Raw genomic sequence first — 16,143 nt, 5'->3', positions numbered from 1 at the left:
ACACTTCGAAGACACCACGCTCGCCATCGCCGGACTGGTCTCCGACCGCTGCGCCGAACGGTAGGCAAACCACCAAACCGAACCAGGCATACAAGCACTGCCGGGTCCTAATCGTGCACGACCTCGTTAATCCGCGGGTTCGGGGTTCGAGTCCCTGGCGGCGCACAAATGATCAAGGCTCTGATCTGGTTTTCATCCCAGATCAGAGCCTTTCTCATGTCTACTGTGGATGGCTGTGTGATCGACGTATGATCGACGGGTTGGGCGGCCCCGTCCCGCGTGATTGTTCGTGCCAAACGAGCGCCACTTGTTGATCAATGCCTGACGCAGCGCCGAGGTCGGCACGGGTCATTGAGCCACTCTCCGTAGACACCGACTATGGTGACGAGAGCTGGGCCGATGTGCGGCCGATGAGCGGGCGTCTGGTCCGACCCCGATCGGACGAACGTCCGTGTCTGCCCGCTGACCATTCGTCGGACGCCGCGCGGCCCGCGCCGCGCCGGCATTCGGGTGCCGGGCGGCGCTGCCGCAGTGCGGGGTCGCGATCGTGTGGCGGGCCTGCACCGGCGGTCGAGCCACCGCCGCGTGCTGACCTCGCCGCAATCAGGGGGAGAAGACGCGCCCGCAGGCCCGCGCAGCAGCGTTCCGGTTACTGTTCCTCCGGCTCGTCGAGCATGGTCGAGTAGTTGCGCGACCAGGCGACGCGTCCGTCGCGGATTCCGGCGACCATCACGACTGGCGCGGTGAACCGCGTGCCGGTGGCGAGAATCCTGCCATGGATCCGGTATTCGGCCACAGCGACGGCGGGGTCGCTGGTCTCGTGGATAAATACGTCGCTGACCCGATCGAAGCGCTGAACCGCCGCGCCTTCCCGGAGATGGGCGCGGAACGCCTCGCGGCCGGGCTCCTGCGGGGGCAGGCCAGGGGGAAGCATTGGCATGTCGAAGATGGCGTCCTCCGTGAACATGTCGGCCAGTTCGATAGCCGGCCCTTCGCCGGTGAGCCGGACGACCTCGTCGACGACGTTACGTGCGCTGATCACTGACAAGAGAGAACCCCTTCATCCCAGGTGCCTACCGATCGTTCGGTAAGGCGACCGTATCGCCTTACCGAACGATCGGCAAGTAGGCTGATCGCCACAACGACGGTCGTGAAGGAGCAACATGCCGAAGGTGGCCGGCCATGACGACACGCGCAGCCGCATCCTGGCGGTGGCGATGCGCCTGTTCACCAGCAAGGGCTATGCCGGAACCTCGATCGCCGACATCACCAGCCAGCTCGGGATCAGCAAGGCAGCGTTGTACCACCATTTCGGCGCCAAAACCGAGATCCTCGAAGAACTGGTCGCCGGTCCGCTGGCCGAGTTCGCACGCCTCGCTGAACGCGCGGTCGCGGAACAACAAACCCCCGAGAAGCTGCTCGCCGCGCTCATCGACACGACCGCCGCAACCCGCTCAATCGCCACCATGATCAGCAGCGATCCGTCCACCCAGGACGTCCTCAACGACCGCGCCGGACTCCAGCACGCCCACGAACTCAACGACTCCCTCGCGGCCGTTCTCGCCGGGCCGAACCCCACCGTCACCGCGACCGTCCGTGCTCACGCGGCGCTCGCGGTCGCCAAGCAAGGCACACTCGCCCTCATGGGGACCGCAGAGGATTCGCTCGGCCCAGCACAGCGCGACGAACTACTCGCCGCCGCCCTTCGCGCGCTACACGGTTAACTCCCGCTGCGCCGACCCCCGGCCAATCCAGAGCCACCTACGGTAAACCGAGGAACAAGGCTGGCATATCGACCCATCGGAGTGCGCCCAGTCATGCCACAGACGCCGCGCGCCCGGCTCCCCGTGACTCGTCACCATGCGTGAGCGCAAGGCTGGTCCGGCGGCCAAGACCAGACCAGCGTCCGGGGTGGAGCCGAAACATACGAACATCGAGATCGGCGCCCGAACTCAGCGACATGTGGCGCCGTAACTCACGAACAAAACCAGTTGGCCGAGTCTTTGCCCCACCCGCTCGCCTGGGCTGACCGGGCTCAGCGCTGGCGGACTCGGGCGTGCAGGGCAGCCCGCAGCGCCGGCCCGAAGATGCGCCGCACTTCGGCCGAGGGCAGGGCGGCGATGGAACGGATCGGGTTCAGGTATCGCGTGAAGATCAGGCCGCCGATCACGCCGACCGCCGCGGTGGCGCGCTCCGTCGCGTCCGGGCCGCCGAGAAATTCAGCAATGCGGACGAGGAGCTCACTTTCCAGGTAGTCGCGGAAGGCGCGCATCGTGTCGGCGTCCTGCAACGCCATGCGGTTTTCGGTGGGCTCGGTGGCGTCCCACAGGCTCGTGACGGAGGTGAGAAGCCGGTCGGCGAGGCCGGCCTGGTCACCCTGCAGGGCTTGGTCGAGGGCGGTGGACTCGACGCACAGCAGGTTCAGCGACTGGCCGAAGAGGCCCTGCTTGGAGCCGAAATGGTAGCTGATCAGCGCCGAGTCGACGCTCGCCGCGGCGGCGACCGCGCGGACTGTCGTGCCCTTGTACCCGTGCGCCAGGAACAGCTCGCGGGCGGCCTCGGCGATGCGGGCCTTGGTGTCGGGGTTGCCGCGGGGCCGGCCCCGCGTTTTATTCAGCACAGTTGAATATTGCGCTCCTGGCGCGGCATCGTCAAACCACCAACCCCGCAACGAGGAGCGAGCACATGCGTACTGTCATCTTCGGCGCCACCGGCCCAACCGGCCGCCACCTCACCGCGCAGGCCCTGGCCGCCGGCCATCAGGTCACCGCGGTCACCCGCCGCCCGGGCAGCATCCAGCCCCGCGCCGGCCTCACCGTGATCACCGCCGACGTCGCCAACCCCGACGCCGTCGAACGTGCCGTCGCCGGCGGCGACGCCGTCCTATCCAGCCTGGGGGTGCCGCTTTCCCCCAAACCGATCACGGTGTATTCGTTGGGCAACGCGAACATCGTGGCGGCGATGCACCGGCACGGGGTGAAGCGGCTGGTCACGGTCAGCTCCAGCGTCATGGATCCGATGTGGCGACCGACCGGCGCATTCTTCTTCAACAACATCATGGACCCGTTGGTCAACCGCAGGCTGGGCCGCACCGCGCACGAGGACATGCGCCGCATGGAGGCCCTCGTCCGCGACAGCGACCTGGACTGGACGCTCGCCCGGCCGTCCGGGCTGTTCGATCACCCGACCGTCACGCGGTACCACGTTGAGGACAACGTCGCGGACGGGTTGTTCACGGCGCGCGCGGATCTGGCGGCGAGCATGGTGGCACAGCTGACCGACGACCGGTTCATCCGGCGGGCGATGGCGGTGATCACCACCGAGGTCAGGCCGAGCATCGCAGGCCTGATCTGGCGCGAGGCCGTCGCGAAAAAGAAGTGACGCCGCCGGCAGCTAGAGGCCCTAGCGAAGCGGCGGGGGGCGCGGCGTTCCTCGCCGAGCCGCACCAATGCACGCTGACGACGCTGCGGCCGGACGGCTCGCCGCACGTCACGGCCGTCCGGTTCACCTGGGACCCGGCCACCGGCCTGGCCCGAGTACTGACCGTCGCGTCCAGCCGCAAGGCCCGCAACGTGGCGCGCTCTCCCGAGGGCCGCGTCGCGGTGTGCCAGGTCGCGGGGTTCCGCTGGATCACCCTCGAAGGCACCGCGACCGTGTCCAACGACGCGGCGCGGGTCGCCGAGGGCGCACGCCGCTACCTCCTGCTTCCGGCCTTGGCCAGACCGCGGCTACCTAGGTAGCCGATGGTCAGCAGCGTGATGAAGAACCAGGCATGGTTGGCGCCGAAGATGTCTACGCCGACCGAGTTCTTGCCGACCAACTGAGATGCGGCCAGCACACCGATCACTGCCGCGATGTAAACCCAGAACTCGGTTGTCCGCAGCGACGGTTTGGTACGCCAGCGGCGACCTGGTACGACGGGGCCTCTCGCAGCGCGGAGCCCCGCCGGACCTTCGATGATGGCATCGTCTGCAGGTTCTCGGACCTCGCTTTCGGCAGGCCGGCGGGAAAGTGGCTGCGGCGGATGGCACCGGACCTCGTGATCGCCACCCATCCGGTCGCCGGTTACCTGTGCGCGCGGCGGCTGGCCGACGGGGACGTACCGGTTGTCTCGCTCGTCCACGGACAGCGGACCGGTCAACCGGATCTGGTTCCACGGCCGGTACGACCGAGTGTTGTTGACCGATCCTGGGACCCGGGAGCACGCCGTGCGGGTCCTGGGGCCCACGTCCGAGGTCGCCGTCGTCGGCGCCCCCGTCTTACCTGCGCTGCAGCTGCGCCGGCAGCGGGCGCAATCCCGCGATGTGCTCGGTATCGGCCAGCGGTTCACCGTGCTGCTCACCGCGGGCGGTGCGGGGTTGGGGCAAAGGGACAAGCTCCTCCAACTGCTGCGTTTCGGCTGCTCCTACGAAGCGATCGCCGACACGACCTGCTCGGCCAGCACCATCCGCAGCCGGCGCGACGAGTGGATCCGACTGGGCATCTTCAGCCAGTTCAAGCAGATCGCACTCGACTCCTACGACCGCATGGTTGGCCTGATGCTGGAGCAGATCGCCGTCGGCGGCTCCATCACCAAGGCCCCCGGCGGCGGCGAGGTCGCCGGGCGCTCCCCGGTTGATCGCGGCAAACAGGGTCTGAAGCGCTCCGGCATGACGGATGGTTACGGAATCCCACTCGGTCGCGTCCTGGCCGGGGCAAACTGCCACGACTCCCCGCTGCTGGCCCCCACGCTGGACCGCCTCGCGGACCTCGGGCCGCTGCCCAACGGCATCACGGTGCACCTGGACGCCGGCTATGACTCGAACAAGACCCGCGCCCTGCTCGACGAACGCGGCCTGCACGGCCGGATAGCGCACAAGGGCGAGAAGGCACCGATCCAGGCAAGCCAGCGCTGGCACGTCGAGCGCACCCACGCCTGGCAGAACGCCTTCCACCGCCTCGCCCGCTGCTACGAACGCTGCGCCATCGTGATCGACGTCTTCTTCGACCTCGCGGACACGATCATCACCGTTCGCGGCCTCATCCGACGAGCCTGGACAACCCACCGCTGGGACAACCGCCCGAACCGCCGCCCATGAATGCACGCCTGCCACTGGACTCCACGGTTCTATGCGACGCTGCCCGGCGTCGGCCGCACGACCGGCAACGTGGTGTTGGGTTACGCCTTCGGCACGACGACGATGACGCAGTAGCTTGCGCTCTGACCACCAATCAGGCGCTCGCCTCGCCTAGCCTTGTTCGAGTGGTAGGTGCCGGGGTGGAACCTTAATATGACTGGGCCGCGACAGGGTCGCTGTAGGACACCACCCTGCCTCCCACGAACGGCAGCAGCCGGTCGGCTTCCTGTTCCAGGGCCGCCCGATCGGTTGCGCAGAGCGGTCGGAACGGGGTGAGCCGCAGCGTCCCGGCGTCGAGGGACCACGTTCCGTGCACCCAGCCGTCCACCAGGAAGGTGGGCCGTACCTGTGCCTGGCCGGGCATCACCCACTTCCGGTCCTCGTCGCTGATGACCCGGGTTCGGTCGGCGTGGCCGAGCAGGGCGTTGTCGAAGGCGGGCAGCAGCCGCACTGGAGCGAGCGTCTCGGGGTCGGGCAGCTCAGCGTCGGCCAGATCGATCAGATCCCCGCCGTCGGGGCCGGAGTAGTGGCGCAGTTCGGCGCGCATATCCGTGACGACCTCGCCCAGGCGGGTCAGTCCGCACCAGGCCTGGACGTCCTTCACTCCGGCCGGCCCGAAGGCGGCCAGATAGCGGCGGATCAGCTCCTTGGCGGCAGTCGCCGTCGCTGCGGTCGCCATCGGCTGTCCCAGCCAGACCTCGGCGGGCGTGACCGAGACCGCCGACCGGTTGCCCCAGGAGCCCCATGCGCCGGTGGCCGCGCCATGGACGAGGGGGGTGCGCAGTTCCACCTGCCCGGCCAGAATCCGCCCGTCGCGTCCCGGATGGCGTTCGGTCAGCCGCCGGGCCAGCTCCTTGCGCGACAGCGTCCCTCCCGCGAGAAGGTCGAGTCCCTCGGCCACCAAGGACGCCGCGTCCAGGCCTGTGGTGTTCCGGGTGAAGTGGGGCGAGCCGGCCGTGCGGTCGAGCACGGGCTGCAGCAGCGGCCGCAGCCGACGGAAGTCGTCGGCCGCGGCGAGGTGCTGGGTACTGCGGAGCAGAGCGGAGCGGACCACCTGCCGGTCCTCCAGCAGTGCGGTGAGCTCGGACTGCGTGAAGGCGTGGATTCTGCTCCACAGCCCGACATAGGCCCAGTTGGGCTCCTGTGCCTGCAGCGCAACCAGTCGCCCGATCACCTCCAGCGGGGTGCGATCGGTGCGCCCCAGCAGGAACTGGCGGTCCATCAGCGCCCGGTTCAGGGCCCGGAGGGAGAGTGTGGTCACGGCAGCGGCACCGAGACATTGCCCTGGTAGGAACCCTGCAGTAGGGAGAGGAACGCCTGCGGCACGTCCTCGATCCCGCCCTCGACGACTGTCTGCGGGTAGACGAAGCGGCCCTCGCCGAGCCAGCTGCTGAAGTGCTCGCGCCAGGCCGCGATCTGATCGGGCGTGTGGTAGCAGGAGAACGGCAGCAGCTCGACGCCCCTGGCCTCGGCCGCCGCGCGATCGGGCTGCGGAAAGCGCTGCGCCGCGTCACCGAGCTGGCTGGACAGTGAGCCGCAGAGCGCGAAGCGCGCTCCGGGCCGGGCCGCCTGGAGCGCGCCCTGGTACTGCTCGCCGCCCACGACGTCGAAGAAGACCGAGATGCCTTCGGGCGCGAGTTCCTTGAGCCGGTCGGCCGCGGAGCCGTCGTGGTAGTCGAAGGCGGCGTCGTAGCCGAGCTCGTTCACCAAGTAGTCGGCCTTCGCCGGGCTGCCGGCGCTGCCGATCACCCGCGCCGCGCCAAGGCACTTGGCGATCTGCCCGGCCAGCGAGCCGACCCCGCCCGCCGCGCCGGAGACGAAGACCACGTCGCCTTCGCCGACGGCCGCTACCTCGGCCATCCCGTAGTAGGCGGTCGGTCCCTGGCCGAGGTAGTAGCCGGGGTCGGCGAAGAGCTCGCGGCTGAGCTTGAGGTACGAGCCGGCCGGGCCGGCCGAGTACTCGCTCCAGCCGGTCATCGACTGGACCAGGTCGCCGGCCTCGAGTTCGGGGCTGTCGGATCGGACCACGGTGCCGATGGCGGCCACCCCTACCCGCTGCCCCGGCTGCCAGGCCGGGACCGGAATGGTGCAGTCTGCCCGCATCAGCTCCAGGTAGGTCGCGGCGAGCCCGATCTGGTCGGTGCGTACCAGGACCTCGCCGTCCACCTCGGTCTTGGCGACGGTGAAATGTTCGAGCGTGAGGGCGCCGGTGATCTGGGCAGTCAGCTGGATCTCACGGGTGATCATTTTCTGTCCTTACCTCGGGTGTGACCGTCGAGATCGACTCTAGGGATGCTTCCGGCCAGTTTCTGACCGGAAGTCGAGGCAGGATGTCGCCATGGCGAACACCAGCTCACGGACCCTCAGACTGCTCTCGCTGCTGCAGACCCACCGGCACTGGTCCGGCCTGGAACTGGCCGACCGGCTCGGGGTCTCCGAGCGGACGCTGCGCCGCGATGTCGAGCGGCTGCGCGAGCTCGGCTACCCGGTCAGCGCGGCCCGGGGCACCGACGGTGGCTACCAGCTCGCGCCCGGCGCCGTCCTGCCGCCGCTGCTGCTGGACGACGAGGAGGCGGTGGCCCTCGCGGTGGGCATCGGCGACGCGGTGCAGAGCGGGATCGCGGGGATGGAGGAGGCGTCTCTGCGCGCACTCACCAAGGTGGTGCGGGTCCTGCCGCCCCGGCTGCGGGCCAGGGTGGACGCCCTGCGGGAGATGACCCTCTCCGCTGTCGTGTCCGGGCCGGTCGTCGCGGCGGGGGTGCTCACCGCAGTCGCCCAGGCTTGCCGGGACGAGGAGCGGCTGCGGTTCGGTTACACGGCCAGGGGCTCCGCACCCACTGAGCGCGAGGTCGAGCCGCACCGCGTCGTCGCACTCGGCGGACGCTGGTACCTGGTGGCCTACGACCTGGGTCGGCACGACTGGCGCAGTTTCCGCCTCGACCGGCTGACCGAGCCGACGGCTACCGGCACGCGCTTCCGGCCGCGCCTGCTCCCGGCCGAGGACGCCGTGGCCTTCGTCCAGGCAGCGAGCGGGGCCCCGGCTCCGTACACGGTCGAGGTCCTTGTGCACGCGCCCTCCTCGCGGGTGCGGCAGGTGGTCGGCCGCTGGGGCACGATCGAGCCACTCGATCAGGACAGCTGCCAGCTCACCATGACCTCGACCTCCCTCGACTGGCCGACCCAGGCACTGGGCAACGTGGGCGCCGAGTTCGAGGTCCTGGGGCCGCCGGAGTTCGCCGCGCACGTCCAGGAGTGGGGCGCCCGCTTCATCCGGGCCACCCGCGCACCCGCATGACCTTCCTCGCCGTGGCACCGCGACGGTGGCGCGACGTTCGTGGCAGCCGGCGAGGCAGTGGAAAGGCGTTCTGCCAGGCGTAGGAGGGCTTGAAGATCGGTCCCACAGCGGTTCGGTCAGCCATGAAGTACGGACAGGGATAGGCCTCCCCGATGATCACAGCACGGCGCAACTCCATGAGCGCCAAGACCTGTGCCTGGTTTGCTGCCGGGCGCGCCCCCGCGCCAATCTGCGCGACCTCTAAGCCAACGGTCACTCGTTCGCGGGGTGGTTTACTAACCGCCATCGTCCCCAGCCATGCGCAGGTACGGTGGCCAGTGATGAGGGCGCGGCAGGCCGCACCTGATGGGTGGCTTCGGCAAGGGGGCCTGGCGCGCCCCCATCACCACTGGCAGCACGCGCACGTAGCCGCTCAACGCAACGTGATGCCCGGCTGGCAACGCCAGTCGACCTGCAATCTGATGCACCGCATGTCCACGGGCACGCCCTGCCGGGGAGGGGACTGCCCCGGGTTTGGTTGACTCGCGGGGTTGAGTGGTTCAGGCCGCGTGTGCGGGCCTGTTGATTGTCTCAAACTCGATCGGGGTGAGTCGTCCGAGGCGTCGTTGCCGCCGGCGGCGGTGGTAAGTGCGTTCGATCCAGGTCACGATCGCCAGGCGTAGTTCATGGCGGGTGTGCCAGCGTTGCCGGTCCAGGACGTTGCGTTGCAGTAGGGCGAAGAACGATTCCATCGCCGCGTTGTCGCCGCAGGCGCCGACCCGGCCCATAGAGCCGACCAATCCGTTGCGGTGCAACGCCTTGACGAACTTTCTGGACCGGAATTGGGCGGATTCAACTGGTCGTCGCAACACCTCGTCGGAAGGGTGAAGCGATGGCGTATGGGCCGAGGCAGAAGCGGGTTCGGGAGTATCGGGGTCAGATTCCCTCGCCGGGACGACCGACGGTGGCGTGGCGTGAGGACAGGGTCAGGTTCTGGGCTGCGATCAGTCGTGGTGTGATGACCGAGGACGCGGCCACGGCGGCGGGCGTGTCGTCACCGGTTGGATTCCGGTGGTTCCGGCACGCTGGCGGCGTGAATCCTGCGTTGCCCGCAACGGTGTCGGGCCGGTATCTGTCGTTCAGCGAACGCGAAGACATCGCTCTGTCGAAGGCGCAAGGCATGGGCGTCCGCGAGATCGCACGCCAGCTCGGCCGAGACCCGTCGACAATCTCGCGGGAGTTGCGGCGCAACGCCTCGACCAGGACATACCGGTTGGACTACAAGGCCTCGACCGCGCAGTGGCATGCCGAGCGTCGAGCCCGCCGGCCGAAGACCGCGAAGCTGCTCACGAATGAGCGACTCCGGGAGTATGTCCAGCAACGGCTTGCGGGTGCGATCCGGACAGTGGATGGCCGTCCGGTCGCCGGGCCGAAGGGCCCACAGTGGAAGGGCCGCAACAAGCCCCACCGGAGCGACCGGGCATGGGTGAACGGGTGGAGTCCGGAGCAGATCTCCCGAAGGCTCAGGGCCGAGTTCCCGGAGGATGAGTCCATGCGCATCAGTCACGAAGCGATCTATCAGGCGCTGTATGTCCAGAGCCGCGGCGCCGTCAATCGCGAACTGGTCACCTGCTTGCGGACCAGGCGGGCGCTTCGCGTCCCCCGGGCACGCGCGAAACAACGCGCCTGGGCGCATGTCACCAGCGACACGCTGATCAGTGAACGTCCGGCCGAAGCCGCGGACCGCGCCGTCCCCGGGCACTGGGAAGGAGATCTGATCATCGGTTTGCAGCGTTCCGCGATCGGGACCCTGGTCGAGCGGACGACCAGGTTCACGATGCTGATCCACCTACCACGCGAGGACGGCTGGGGTGTGATCCCGCGGACGAAGAACGGGCCGGCTCTCGCCGGGTATGGGGCGATCACGATGAGCAAGCCCTCGCCGAGACGATCACGACACTGCCCGAGCAGCTCCGCAGATCGCTGACATGGGATCGCGGCAAGGAATTGTCTGCGCATGCACGGTTTACGGTCGAGACCGGAGTCCCGGTGTTCTTCGCCGACCCGCATAGCCCCTGGCAACGCGGCAGCAACGAGAACACCAACGGGCTGCTGCGGCAGTACTTCCCGAAAGGCACCGACCTGTCCAGATGGAGCGCCGACGAGATCAACGCTGTCGCCCACGCGCTCAACAGCAGACCCCGGAAAACTCTCGGCTGGAAGACTCCAGCCGAAGTCCTCGACGAACACCTACGATCGCTCCAACAACCCAGTGTTGCGACGACCGATTGAATCCGCCTTGGCTGCCCCTATCCGAGTGCACGATCGTGCCGGCCGGGTTGCGCAGCCGGGCCGCGTTACGCAGCGCGGTGACGGCCAGGGATGCCTTCATCCGGGTGTCGATGGAGTAGCCGACGATCCGGCCGGAGTACACGTCCTTGATCGCGCACAGGTACAGCTTGCCCTCGGCGGTGGGGTGTTCGGTGATGTCGGTCAGCCACACCCGGTTGGGCGCGTCGGCGGTGAAGCGGCGTTGCACCAGGTCGTCGTGCACCGGCGGCCCGGCCCGCCTGGTGAGGCCCTTGCGCTTGGCGAACACCGACCAGATGCGCTGTTGTGAGCAGAGCCTGGCCACCCGGTTGGCGCCGGCGGTGATGCCGTGGGCGGGCAGTTCGTCGGCGATGAACCGGTACCCGAACGCCGGATCGTCGGCGTGGATGTCGAGGGCGGCGTTGATCAGGTGCGCGTCGTCCCAGTCCCGCTGCGAGACCGGCTCGGCGCGCTACGCGTAGTAGGCCTGCTTGCTGAAGCCCAGCACCCGGCAGGTCACCGCGACGGGAATCCCGTCCGCGGCCAGGTCACCGACCAGCGGGTACGTCATTTTGGGGCGATCTCCTTGGCGAAGAACGCCGCCGCCCGACGCAGGATCTCATTCTCCTGCTCGAGGAGCTTGCTCCGCCGCCGCAGCTCCCGCAGCTCTGCGGACTCACTGCTGGTGGTCCCGGGACGACCCCCGTCCTCGATCTCGGCGAGCTTGAGCCAGCGGTGCAGACACGACTCGGAGATCCCGAAGTCCTTCGCGATCTGCGCGATGGGCGCCTCACCCTTGCGGGCGACCGCGACGACATCACGGCGGAACTCCGGCGGGAACGCTTTCGGCATGGCAGACATCCTTCCAGCGAGGAACGCATCCTCACAGGTCAGGAGTCAACCGAACCGGGGGCAGTCCCCAGGGGCTCGAAGATGTCGCGGCCCAGCGTGATGGCCTGGTCCTGGTCGAGGACGGTGGCGGTGAGGGTGGGATGGGCGGTGATCCACGCCTGGGCGTTTTCGGGCTGAGGTGAAGAAGTTGATGGTGAAGCAGCAGGTGTCTACCGAACGGCCGGTCGCACGGCTCGCCGCGTACACCACCACCGCTTCCGGCGGCTGGTAGGTGGCGGCGCCTTCGGCGACGGTGACTTGGATGGGTTTGCCGGTGTGCGGGTCTGCGGAGGTGATGAGCGCGTCGGTGTCGAGCATGAACGGCATGCCCAGCGCGTGGATGGCGCACATCGCGAACACGTCGACGTCACCGAGCGACACCGTATGCGGTGTCGGCACCGGGGAGAACGGGTAGGCGGCGATCAGCCGCCCGCCGTCGTCGACAGGGAGCAGATCCACGGCACTGAGTTGCCGTAGGGCGGCTGCCGCATCGAGGCCGACCGCGTCGGCGGCCGAGCTAGCGGGCCTGCGTCGACGGTGTCGAAACCCAATCGGTCGATCAGCGTCGCCGCGTCGGCCTTCGCCTCGGGATGGTCACCGGCGATCGGCAGGGCGGTGCGGTCGGCGGCACCGGAAGGGCGGGCCAGCTGGGGGATGTGGTGGGCCAGGATGTTGTTGAACGCCTTGACCAGCCGGACTCCGTCGAAGTGCCGGTGCACCAGCTCGCTGGTGGTGAGCTTGTCATCGTCGAGCTCGGCGATCCGGCCGTCGCGGAAGGGTAGTAGTTGCTGGTGTCCAGCACGGTCTTGCCCGCGAGCGGTGCTGCCGGGACGGCGGTGTGCGCAGTGAGCGGCACGGACAGCAAGACGAGGTCACTGGCCTGGGCCGCCTGCTCGACCGTGCCGGCTGCGGCCAGCGGGCCTAGCTCAGCGATGAGGTCGGCGAGGCTCTGCGGCCCTCGAGAGTTCGACACCACGACGGGAATTCCAGCCGCGACCGCGAGACGCGCGACAGCTGCGCCGATGTTTCCGCTTCCGATGATACCAAGGGTGGCCATGTCTGCTCTGCTTCCGGGTTGATGGTGGCCTTGTCTGGCAGTGGTCATGGTGGTCGCGCCGGCATCAATGCTCTGCCTGAACAGCCACTACCAGCGCAGACACCGAATCTGAAAGTGCGGCTGGAGTACTTGCCTAGCCGTCGAACCGGAACACGGGGAGCTGGCCGGCCAGGGCGGCGAACTCATCCGGAGTGCCCTCGCGTACCCGCCCCGTCCGCTTGGCCACCCCGACGCCGCCCGGCACCTTGGTCGCGAACCTGCGCAGCACGGGACCCGCTTCGGCAGGGCTGAGTTCGACGATTCGCACGCGCCGCGACTTGCGGCCGCGGGAAAGCGTTCCGGCGCCCGCCGCACGGGCGTTGGCCGCCCCAGTCGGCGCCGGGGTAATTCGCCACGGCGTAAAGGCCGCCGTCGTGCTCGAACGGTGTCAGCGGGGTGCTGCGCGGCTTTCCGGATTTCCTGCCGGGCACCGTCAGCACCATCGCCGGCCCGGCGGGGATGCCAAGCTTCTGGACCGCCATCAGGAACATGTTCAACGGCTTCACCCAGCGGGGCGCGCGGAGCTCGAACATGCCTTGTCTCCTGTCCATTGGTGAATGGATCGCGATGCGCGGTCACCCCTTCGGCGAAGGTCTCGGCGGGACGGCCGACCGGCCGATCCTGTGGGCCACCGGCTGAAGGCCTGCCGTGGACGCGTCGGTGTTAGTGGCTGATGACGACCTTGCCGAAGTGAGCACCGCTCTCCATGTAGGACGCTGCGGCGGGCGCCTGCTCGAAGGGGAAGACGCGGTCGATCACCGGCCGCAGTTTGTGCGCGGTGATCACTCTGTTCATGTCCTCCAGGTCACTCCTGCTGCCGCCGCCGATCGCGCGCAGCGTTGCGCCGCTGTAGGTGAAGTCCAGGAGGTTCATGCCCGTCGTGTCATACGCGACGTGGCCGACCAGCGAGATGACGCCGCGGTACGCGACCGCCGCGATCGACTGCGCGATCGTCCCCGCGCCACCGACCTCCACGATCACGTCGGCGCCCTGACCGTCGGTGAGCTTGCGCACCTCGGCGCCCCAGTCAGGCGTGGAGACGTAGTTGATCACGTCGCTCGCGCCGAGTTCGAGGAGTCGCGCCGCCTTCTTCTCGCTGGACGTCGTGGCGATCACGCGGGCTCCCGCGGCGCGGGCGAGTTGCAGTGCGAACAGCGAGACGCCGCCCGAACCTTGGACCAGCACCGCGTCCCCGGGACCGGCCCCCTCCACCGCCGACCACGCCGTGACCGCGGCGCAGGGCAGTGTCGCCCCCTCCGTGAAGTCCAGGTGCTCGGGCATGGACACCAGCCCCTGCTGGTCGATCACGACGTATTCGGCCAGCCACCCGTCAATGTCCGTGTGGTACGCCGGGCCAGGCTTGCGCTGCGGTCCGCCGAACCAGGTGGCGTGGAACGAGTTCAACACCCGGTCACCGACCTCGAACCGCGTGACGCCGGGGCCGACGGCATCGACGACGCCCGCGGCATCGGACAGCGGCACCCGACCGGGCGGCACCGGGTAGCGGCCGTCCAGCATGAACAGGTCGCGGGCGTTGAGCGAGCTGGCGCGCACACGTACCAACACCTGGCCTGTGCCGGGTGTCGGCGCCGGTTCGTCGACGAGTGCGATACGGCCGGATTCGGACATCCTGAACAAGCGCATGGTTATCCCTTTTCTCTGGCTGTACCACCCCCAACGGGCGTCACGATGTAATGACTGTGCGCGTCGGGGACGGGCGTTTGCGCGGGAGCCGGGGTGGCTCGCCCATGCGGATGACCCTTGTCCAGGCGGGCATGGGCACCTCTCGAACGACTAAGCGGCGGGGCCCGCCACTTCGCATCCGCTACGATAACAACTAAGTGGCGGGCCCCGCCACTTCGGGGTTCGGGAGGTGATCCATGCCCGCGCAGCGGTCCGACGCCCAGCGCAACTACGCGCGGATCCTCGCCGTCGCCGAGCAGGAGGTCGCCGCGCACGGCGCGGAGGCGTCGCTGGAGCAGATCGCCCGCGCCGCCGGGGTCGGGTCGGCCACCGTGCGCCGGCACTTCCCCAGCAGGCGCGCCCTGCTCGACGCCGTTTTCCGGGAACGCGTCGAGGCACTGGACGCCCGCGCCCGCGAACTGGCCGGCGCCGAGGACGCACGGGCCGCGCTGCTCGACTGGCTCGCCGCGCTCGTGGAGTACGCCGCCTCCGCGCGGGGCATGGCCGTGGCGCTGATGCGGGAGGAGGCCGACGTGGGTCAGGGGCGCGCCTGTGTGCGCGTCACGGATGCCGGTGAACCGCTGGTGCGGCGGGCCATCGGTGCCAGCGCAGTGCCGGCCGGGGTGACGTCGGCGGATCTGCTGGCGCTGGTCACCGGCATCGTCCTCGCCACGGAGCACCACCGGGATCCGGCCGCGGAGGCGGATCGGCTGCTGGCATTGGCGGTGCGGGGAATCAGCCCGAACGGAAGGCCGTGGGGAGACGTCGAGGGCGGCAAGCCGTTCGCGGGCCTCGCTGTTGCTAGCGATCGGCGGAGGAATCAGCCGTAGCGGAAGGGCGGCAGGAAGCGTCGAAGGCGGCTGTCAGCCAGTCGCGGATCTCTTATCCACATTGGATGACTCGCGCAGAGTCAGCGGTGCGCGACGCGCGGTCCGCCATCCGTCAGACCTTACTTCCGATAAGACTGATTACAGGAAGTAGATTTCCGGGATGACTTCCGATAAACGGGTCCCTGGCCGTCCGGAAGCTCCATGTGTCGCACCCGCATATCGCGGCGGGTCCCGCTGGCCAGCGTTCGCTGCCGGCGGGTCGTCGCTCGCCATGGCCGACGCACAACGACGCCCTGCCGCAGCAGGAGGTCGTAGAGGCAGCCGATCGATGCCGCGTCGCGATCCCAGGCCGCCTCACCGACAGTCTGCTCGGCCTCGTCGAGCCGCCAACGCCGGAAGTCCTGGACGTCTGCCTCGGCCAGGTCGAGCCCTCGGGCCTGCAGGAACCGCAGCAGCATCAACGCCGTGTACCCGTACCCGCGCATCGTCTTTGGGCTGCGCCGGTTCAGCGCCAACTCCCGGAACCAGCTGCACAGCGGCTCCACCGAGCACCGGCATACCCGGGACCGGCGCGGACCTTGCGAGCACATCGGAGGTCTCCGGTGCACTCAGCCCCGGGACACCACCAGCCTTACGGACCGTCCGCACGTCTGCGAAGAACAGGTGCATTACAGCTCCGGGCAGTCGACGACTACGTCAACCACTCAACGGCGCCAGCGTCCGACAGTAGCGGCGGACGCCCTGATCAAATCCACTGGACGATCTCGCCCACTGACTACAGCGTGTTACCACGACGAGGGGCGGAGCGCCCGGATCGCGGCAGAAGAGGGCACCGACGGGGACATCGAACCCATCAAATCGACGATCCTCCGACTCTGCTGAAGGCGTGCGCGAGGCGGTAGGGACCAGCAGCCGCCGTCGGGGCGGCGACCAACAGTTGGC

16 protein-coding genes and 5 pseudogenes are annotated in these 16,143 nt (G+C 68.8%); 8 read left to right on the top strand and 13 right to left on the bottom strand.

The window, feature by feature from the left end; genetic code table 11:
* Window positions 1-649: 649 nt before the first annotated feature.
* Window positions 650-1,042, bottom strand: a complete 393-nt coding sequence (locus tag DKT69_RS03405; RefSeq protein ID WP_161557760.1) for a nuclear transport factor 2 family protein — start codon at window positions 1,040-1,042, stop codon at window positions 650-652.
* A gap of 121 nt (window positions 1,043-1,163) precedes the next feature.
* Here DKT69_RS03405 and DKT69_RS03400 point away from each other — a divergent pair, with 121 nt between their 5' ends.
* Window positions 1,164-1,724 carry a TetR/AcrR family transcriptional regulator gene (locus DKT69_RS03400; RefSeq protein ID WP_109800135.1) on the top strand — a complete coding sequence of 187 codons (561 nt, stop codon included), beginning with the start codon at window positions 1,164-1,166 and terminating at the stop codon, window positions 1,722-1,724.
* Between the two features lie 311 nt (window positions 1,725-2,035).
* Here DKT69_RS03400 and DKT69_RS03395 read toward each other — a convergent pair whose 3' ends face one another.
* Window positions 2,036-2,671: a TetR/AcrR family transcriptional regulator gene (locus DKT69_RS03395; protein WP_236647314.1), complete on the bottom strand. Its 636-nt coding sequence runs from the start codon at window positions 2,669-2,671 to the stop codon at window positions 2,036-2,038.
* Window positions 2,672-2,685: 14 nt separating this feature from the next.
* Here DKT69_RS03395 and DKT69_RS03390 point away from each other — a divergent pair, with 14 nt between their 5' ends.
* Complete coding sequence (locus tag DKT69_RS03390) at window positions 2,686-3,381, top strand: NAD(P)-dependent oxidoreductase (RefSeq protein WP_109800133.1); 696 nt, start codon at window positions 2,686-2,688, stop codon at window positions 3,379-3,381.
* Window positions 3,378-3,740 (top strand): pyridoxamine 5'-phosphate oxidase family protein, encoded by a 363-nt coding sequence (locus DKT69_RS03385; RefSeq protein WP_109800132.1) that lies wholly within the window; start codon window positions 3,378-3,380, stop codon window positions 3,738-3,740. The genes DKT69_RS03390 and DKT69_RS03385 overlap by 4 nt, the downstream gene beginning before the upstream one ends.
* Here the strand turns inward: DKT69_RS03385 and DKT69_RS39465 are convergent.
* Window positions 3,695-4,141, bottom strand: a complete 447-nt coding sequence (locus DKT69_RS39465) for a hypothetical protein (RefSeq protein ID WP_236647313.1) — start codon at window positions 4,139-4,141, stop codon at window positions 3,695-3,697. The genes DKT69_RS03385 and DKT69_RS39465 overlap by 46 nt on opposite strands.
* 229 nt (window positions 4,142-4,370) lie before the next feature.
* On the opposite strand from DKT69_RS39465, the pseudogene DKT69_RS03375 reads away from it, so the two are divergent.
* Window positions 4,371-5,078: pseudogene (locus DKT69_RS03375) on the top strand (IS5 family transposase); the annotation flags it as partial.
* A 187-nt stretch (window positions 5,079-5,265) separates the two neighbouring features.
* On the opposite strand, the gene DKT69_RS03370 reads toward DKT69_RS03375, so the two are convergent.
* Both DKT69_RS03370 and DKT69_RS03365 read right to left on the bottom strand, forming a co-directional pair.
* Window positions 5,266-6,378, bottom strand: a complete 1,113-nt coding sequence (locus DKT69_RS03370) for a winged helix DNA-binding domain-containing protein (RefSeq protein WP_109800131.1) — start codon at window positions 6,376-6,378, stop codon at window positions 5,266-5,268.
* Window positions 6,375-7,364, bottom strand: coding sequence for an MDR family NADP-dependent oxidoreductase (locus DKT69_RS03365; protein WP_109800130.1), 990 nt, complete (start codon window positions 7,362-7,364; stop codon window positions 6,375-6,377). Before DKT69_RS03365 ends, DKT69_RS03370 begins: the two co-directional genes overlap by 4 nt.
* A gap of 91 nt (window positions 7,365-7,455) precedes the next feature.
* Here DKT69_RS03365 and DKT69_RS03360 point away from each other — a divergent pair, with 91 nt between their 5' ends.
* Window positions 7,456-8,412: a helix-turn-helix transcriptional regulator gene (locus DKT69_RS03360; protein WP_109800129.1), complete on the top strand. Its 957-nt coding sequence runs from the start codon at window positions 7,456-7,458 to the stop codon at window positions 8,410-8,412.
* Window positions 8,413-8,951: 539 nt separating this feature from the next.
* On the opposite strand, the pseudogene DKT69_RS03355 reads toward DKT69_RS03360, so the two are convergent.
* Window positions 8,952-9,239: pseudogene (locus DKT69_RS03355) on the bottom strand (integrase core domain-containing protein); the annotation flags it as partial.
* Window positions 9,240-9,283: 44 nt separating this feature from the next.
* Between DKT69_RS03355 and DKT69_RS40540 the strand changes: the two are divergent.
* Window positions 9,284-10,683 (top strand): annotated as a pseudogene (locus DKT69_RS40540) (IS30 family transposase).
* 7 nt (window positions 10,684-10,690) lie between these two features.
* Here DKT69_RS40540 and DKT69_RS03345 read toward each other — a convergent pair.
* The 5 genes and pseudogenes from DKT69_RS03345 to DKT69_RS40535 all read right to left on the bottom strand — a co-directional run.
* Window positions 10,691-11,553 (bottom strand): annotated as a pseudogene (locus tag DKT69_RS03345) (IS3 family transposase); the annotation flags it as partial.
* A 45-nt stretch (window positions 11,554-11,598) separates the two neighbouring features.
* Window positions 11,599-12,051, bottom strand: coding sequence for an organomercurial lyase (gene merB, locus DKT69_RS03340; protein ID WP_161557759.1), 453 nt, complete (start codon window positions 12,049-12,051; stop codon window positions 11,599-11,601).
* Window positions 12,015-12,311: an NAD(P)-binding domain-containing protein gene (locus DKT69_RS39450; protein ID WP_236647316.1), complete on the bottom strand. Its 297-nt coding sequence runs from the start codon at window positions 12,309-12,311 to the stop codon at window positions 12,015-12,017. Before DKT69_RS39450 ends, merB begins: the two co-directional genes overlap by 37 nt.
* 113 nt (window positions 12,312-12,424) lie before the next feature.
* Window positions 12,425-12,649 (bottom strand): annotated as a pseudogene (locus DKT69_RS39445) (NAD(P)-binding domain-containing protein); the annotation flags it as partial.
* Between the two features lie 133 nt (window positions 12,650-12,782).
* Window positions 12,783-12,917 carry a hypothetical protein gene (locus tag DKT69_RS40535; protein ID WP_255420175.1) on the bottom strand — a complete coding sequence of 45 codons (135 nt, stop codon included), beginning with the start codon at window positions 12,915-12,917 and terminating at the stop codon, window positions 12,783-12,785.
* 167 nt (window positions 12,918-13,084) lie between these two features.
* Here DKT69_RS40535 and DKT69_RS39440 point away from each other — a divergent pair, with 167 nt between their 5' ends.
* Window positions 13,085-13,327 carry a hypothetical protein gene (locus DKT69_RS39440; RefSeq protein ID WP_236647312.1) on the top strand — a complete coding sequence of 81 codons (243 nt, stop codon included), beginning with the start codon at window positions 13,085-13,087 and terminating at the stop codon, window positions 13,325-13,327.
* Between the two features lie 24 nt (window positions 13,328-13,351).
* Here DKT69_RS39440 and DKT69_RS03325 read toward each other — a convergent pair whose 3' ends face one another.
* Window positions 13,352-14,317 (bottom strand): zinc-dependent alcohol dehydrogenase family protein, encoded by a 966-nt coding sequence (locus tag DKT69_RS03325; protein WP_304598660.1) that lies wholly within the window; start codon window positions 14,315-14,317, stop codon window positions 13,352-13,354.
* 251 nt (window positions 14,318-14,568) lie between these two features.
* Between DKT69_RS03325 and DKT69_RS03320 the strand changes: the two genes are divergently transcribed.
* A complete protein-coding gene (locus DKT69_RS03320; RefSeq protein ID WP_109800126.1) occupies window positions 14,569-15,201 on the top strand; it encodes a TetR/AcrR family transcriptional regulator in 633 nt (210 codons plus the stop codon).
* A 119-nt stretch (window positions 15,202-15,320) separates the two neighbouring features.
* Here the strand turns inward: DKT69_RS03320 and DKT69_RS03315 are convergent, their stop codons facing one another.
* A complete protein-coding gene (locus DKT69_RS03315) occupies window positions 15,321-15,791 on the bottom strand; it encodes a site-specific integrase (RefSeq protein WP_109800125.1) in 471 nt (156 codons plus the stop codon).
* Window positions 15,792-16,143 lie beyond the last annotated feature (352 nt).

Source organism: Micromonospora sicca (genome assembly GCF_003172935.1).
Lineage (GTDB): Bacteria > Actinomycetota > Actinomycetes > Mycobacteriales > Micromonosporaceae > Micromonospora > Micromonospora sicca.
The sequence above is the reverse complement of the archived record's forward strand: the minus strand, read 5'-3'. Positions and strand labels throughout refer to the sequence as shown.

Coding starts and splice junctions, on each gene's coding strand:
- DKT69_RS03400 (WP_109800135.1), top strand. CDS start 1,164: ATGCCGAAGGTGGCCGGCCATGACGACACGCGCAGCCGCATCCTGGCG.
- DKT69_RS03390 (WP_109800133.1), top strand. CDS start 2,686: ATGCGTACTGTCATCTTCGGCGCCACCGGCCCAACCGGCCGCCACCTC.
- DKT69_RS03365 (WP_109800130.1), bottom strand. CDS start 7,364: ATGATCACCCGTGAGATCCAGCTGACTGCCCAGATCACCGGCGCCCTC.
- DKT69_RS03360 (WP_109800129.1), top strand. CDS start 7,456: ATGGCGAACACCAGCTCACGGACCCTCAGACTGCTCTCGCTGCTGCAG.
- DKT69_RS03325 (WP_304598660.1), bottom strand. CDS start 14,317: ATGTCCGAATCCGGCCGTATCGCACTCGTCGACGAACCGGCGCCGACA.
- DKT69_RS03320 (WP_109800126.1), top strand. CDS start 14,569: ATGCCCGCGCAGCGGTCCGACGCCCAGCGCAACTACGCGCGGATCCTC.
- DKT69_RS03315 (WP_109800125.1), bottom strand. CDS start 15,791: ATGTGCTCGCAAGGTCCGCGCCGGTCCCGGGTATGCCGGTGCTCGGTG.